Source organism: Bradyrhizobium sp. P2_E8, assembly GCF_056403875.1.
The window spans coordinates 1-3,344 of the sequence record NZ_JBFUES010000837.1; the positions used below are offsets into that span (position 1 = coordinate 1).

Consider the following 3,344-nt stretch of genomic DNA (forward strand, 5'->3'; position numbering starts at 1 on the left):
GTCCAAAGTCACTCCCGCCACACGTGCGCTCGCGGCCGCCGGTGTTGCCTTCACCGTGCACGCTTACGACTATGATCCCGATGCCGAGAGCATCGGGCTCCAGGCCGCCGCCGCGCTTGGCGAGCATCCCGCGCGCGTCTTGAAGACGCTGATGGCGCTCGTCGATGGCAAGCCGGTCTGCGTGATCGTTCCGTCCGACCAGGAAGTCTCGATGAAGAAGCTCGCCGCGGCGGCGAGCGGCAAGTCGGCGCAGATGATGAAGCCACCGGAGGCCGAGCGCGTCACCGGCTTCAAGGTCGGCGGCATCAGCCCGTTCGGGCAGCGCAAGCCCGTGCGCACCGTGATCGAGCAGAGCGCGCTCGCGCATGACTACGTCTATCTCAATGGCGGCCAGCGCGGCTTGCAGGTGCGGCTCAAGCCCGCCGACGTTAGGGATGTCTCCAAGGCGGTCGTCGCGGATGTGCTGGCATGAAGGCGACGGAGCGGGATCATGAGGCGGGCCCGGCTGCTGTGGCTCGCGGCTCTGCTTGGCGTCTGCTTTCCGGCCGAGGCGCATCAGGTCAACCTTGCGACGGCGCGCGTGGCGCTGACCGGCGATCGCACGGTGACCGTCGAGCTGGGACTGAAGGGCAGCGACGTCGATCGCCTGATCGGCACAAAGATTTATGATGCGCGGCAGGATGCGGTCGATCCGGCCGCGGTCGAGGCGGCCAGGACCGCCATCCTTGCCTATCTCGATGGGCATCTGGCCGTGACAGGTGGCGGCACGGCTTGCGCGCCAGGTGCTGCGGCGATCCTCCCCGACGGGGACGGCGTCGTCTATCGCAACAGTTTCGCCTGCGCGAACACGACCGGCGATATCCTCTATCGCTCCACCGTGCTGACCGAGAAGGACAAGGGCGCGCGTCAGGTGGTGCTGATCGCGCAGGGCAGGTCCGAGACCCAGGCCCTGCTCGACGCCGGCAACACGACGGTCACGCTCTCGACGGCGCCGCCATCGCTGTCCTCGACCATGCAGCGCTATCTCCTTGCCGGCATCGAGCATATCTTCCTCGGCTACGATCATGTCGCGTTTCTGGTCGCAGTCATGCTCTGGGCACGCCGGCTCGTTCCGGTCATCAAGATCGTTACCGCCTTCACCATCGCTCACACCATGACGTTATCGCTGGCGGCGTTGAATGTCCTCGTCATCCCCGGTCGCATCGTGGAGCCCGCGATCGCGGCCTCGATCGTGTTCGTGGCGGTGGAGAATTTTATCTCGCGCGATATCGACAAGCGCTGGCGCGTGGCCTTTCTGTTTGGCCTGATCCACGGCTTCGGCTTTGCCGGCGCGCTTCGGGAGATCGGCTTGCCGCCGGATGCCATCGTCCCGGCGCTGGCCGCCTTCAACGTCGGCGTCGAGATCGGGCAGATTGCGATCGTTGCGGTCATGCTGCCGATGCTCGGCCTGCTGGACCGGCTGGCCAGTGCCGGCCAAACCGAGCCGGTGCGAACCGCAAAGCTCGTCTACACGGTGTCCGCAATCATCAGCCTGCTCGGTGGCTATTGGCTGCTGACGCGTGTGTTCGAGGCGTGATCGGGCGGACGATCCGGCCTATTGCTTCTGCAACAATTTCAGCCGGCAGCGCAGCGCTTCGCGGATGTGCGCGCGCGCGAGCTGTTCGGCCCTGTCGCCGTCGCGCGCGGCGATCGCGTCGATGATGGCCTGGTGCTCGCCGTGGCTGGTCGAGGGACGTCCCGTCACCGTGAAGGTGGTCGGGCCGAGCAGGGCGATCCAGTCCTGTAGTTCGCGAGAGGCGTTGTCGAGATAGCGGTTGCGCGCCGCGCGGCAGATCGCCTCGTGGAAGGCGCGGTTGAGCCTTGCCATCTCGATGGCGTCGGCCGCGGACGCCTCGACAAAGGTCTGCTCGATGTCCCTGAGTGCGTCGATCTCGGTCGCCGAGGCGTGCTCGGCGGCCAGGCGCGCGGCGGCGCCTTCCATGATCTCGCGCATGGCGTAGAGTTCGAGCACCTCGGAAATATCGAGGTTGCGGACGATCAGGCCGCGGCCGCCGGCGGGTTCGACGAAGCCGCGCGCCGCGAGCCGGCCCAGCGCTTCGCGCACCGGCGTGCGGCTGACCTTCAGCCGCTGCGCCACCTCCTCCTCCCGCAGGCGATCGCCCGCGCGGTAGCTGCCGGCCTGGAGCGCTTCGCACAGTGAGCGGAACACGGCTTCGCCCAGCGCGACGCCCGCGCCGCGCGCGATCGATCCTGCCTTTGCCGGGCGTCTGGTCATGCATCCTCGAAGCGCCAAGCGCATCCTGCCCATGCAGAGATGTCGCTTGCGCAGCTTCTGTATATCTTTGTATACAAAAGTACGCAATGGCGGACCGGTTGACCGAGGCCGCCGGCGGGCAGAATGTCTCCAACTTCGTCGCATCGGGCAGACGGCATGAGCAGCAAATACGACGTGCTGGTGATCGGCGGCGGCAATGCGGCACTGTGCGCGGCGATCGCGGCGCGTCGGGGCGGCGCCTCGGTGCTGGTGCTCGAAGGCGCGCCAAAGTTCTATCGCGGCGGCAACACCCGCCACACCCGCAACATGCGCTGCGCCCATGACGCCGCCACCGAAATCCTGACCGGCCCCTACACCGAGGAGGAGTTCTGGGAGGACCTGCTGCGCGTGACCGGCGGGCAGACCGACGAAGTGCTGGCTCGCCACATGATCCGCGAATCCAAGGACATCCTGAACTGGATCGTGGAGCAGGGCGTGCGCTGGCAGCCCTCGCTCGGCGGCACGCTGAGCCTCGGCCGCACCAACTCCTTCTTCCTCGGCGGCGGCCGCGCGATGCTGAATGCGCTCTACCTCACCGCCGAGCGACTCGGCGTCGATGTCGAATACGATGCCGAGGTCATCGACCTCGTGATCGAGGACGGGATGTTCCTGGCCGCCCGCCTCAAACGGCCGATCAAGGGCGAGACCGAGATCCGCGCGACGTCGCTGGTCGCCGCGGCCGGCGGGTTCGAGGCCAACATCGAATGGCTGAAGCAATATTGGGGCGATGCCGCCGATAATTTCCTGATCCGCGGCACGCCCTACAACCGCGGTTCGATCCTGAAGATGCTGCTCGACAAGGGCGTACAGGAGGTCGGCGATCCCACCCAGTGCCATGCGGTGGCGATCGACGCCCGCGCGCCGAAATTCGACGGCGGCATCATCACCCGCCACGACTCCGTGGTATTCGGCATCGTCGTCAACAAGCACGCGCAGCGCTTCTACGACGAGGGTGAGGACATCTGGCCGAAGCGCTACGCGATCTGGGGCCGGCTGGTCGCTGCGCAGCCCGACCAGATCGCCTACATCA

4 protein-coding genes are annotated in these 3,344 nt (G+C 66.8%); 3 read left to right on the forward strand and 1 reads right to left on the reverse strand.

Annotated elements, in window-relative coordinates:
* Together ybaK and AC1D00_RS32755 are read left to right on the forward strand one after the other, a co-directional pair.
* Positions 1-472, forward strand: a 472-nt coding sequence (gene ybaK, locus AC1D00_RS32750; RefSeq protein ID WP_477013516.1) for a Cys-tRNA(Pro) deacylase, incomplete at its 5' end; no start/stop codon positions are given.
* An 18-nt stretch (positions 473-490) separates the two neighbouring features.
* On the forward strand, positions 491-1,576 hold the full coding sequence (locus tag AC1D00_RS32755; protein WP_477013517.1) for a HupE/UreJ family protein: 1,086 nt from the start codon (positions 491-493) through the stop codon (positions 1,574-1,576).
* 18 nt (positions 1,577-1,594) lie between these two features.
* Here the strand turns inward: AC1D00_RS32755 and AC1D00_RS32760 are convergent, their stop codons facing one another.
* Positions 1,595-2,275 carry a GntR family transcriptional regulator gene (locus AC1D00_RS32760; RefSeq protein WP_404558632.1) on the reverse strand — a complete coding sequence of 227 codons (681 nt, stop codon included), beginning with the start codon at positions 2,273-2,275 and terminating at the stop codon, positions 1,595-1,597.
* Between the two features lie 156 nt (positions 2,276-2,431).
* Here AC1D00_RS32760 and tcuA point away from each other — a divergent pair.
* Positions 2,432-3,344 (forward strand): FAD-dependent tricarballylate dehydrogenase TcuA (gene tcuA, locus AC1D00_RS32765; protein ID WP_477013518.1); only part of this gene is annotated, 913 nt, incomplete at its 3' end.

What these genes read in the sequence shown, in the direction of transcription:
- AC1D00_RS32755 (WP_477013517.1), top strand. Translation starts at nt 491, where the DNA reads ATGAGGCGGGCCCGGCTGCTGTGGCTCGCGGCTCTGCTTGGCGTCTGC.
- AC1D00_RS32760 (WP_404558632.1), bottom strand. Translation starts at nt 2,275, where the DNA reads ATGACCAGACGCCCGGCAAAGGCAGGATCGATCGCGCGCGGCGCGGGC.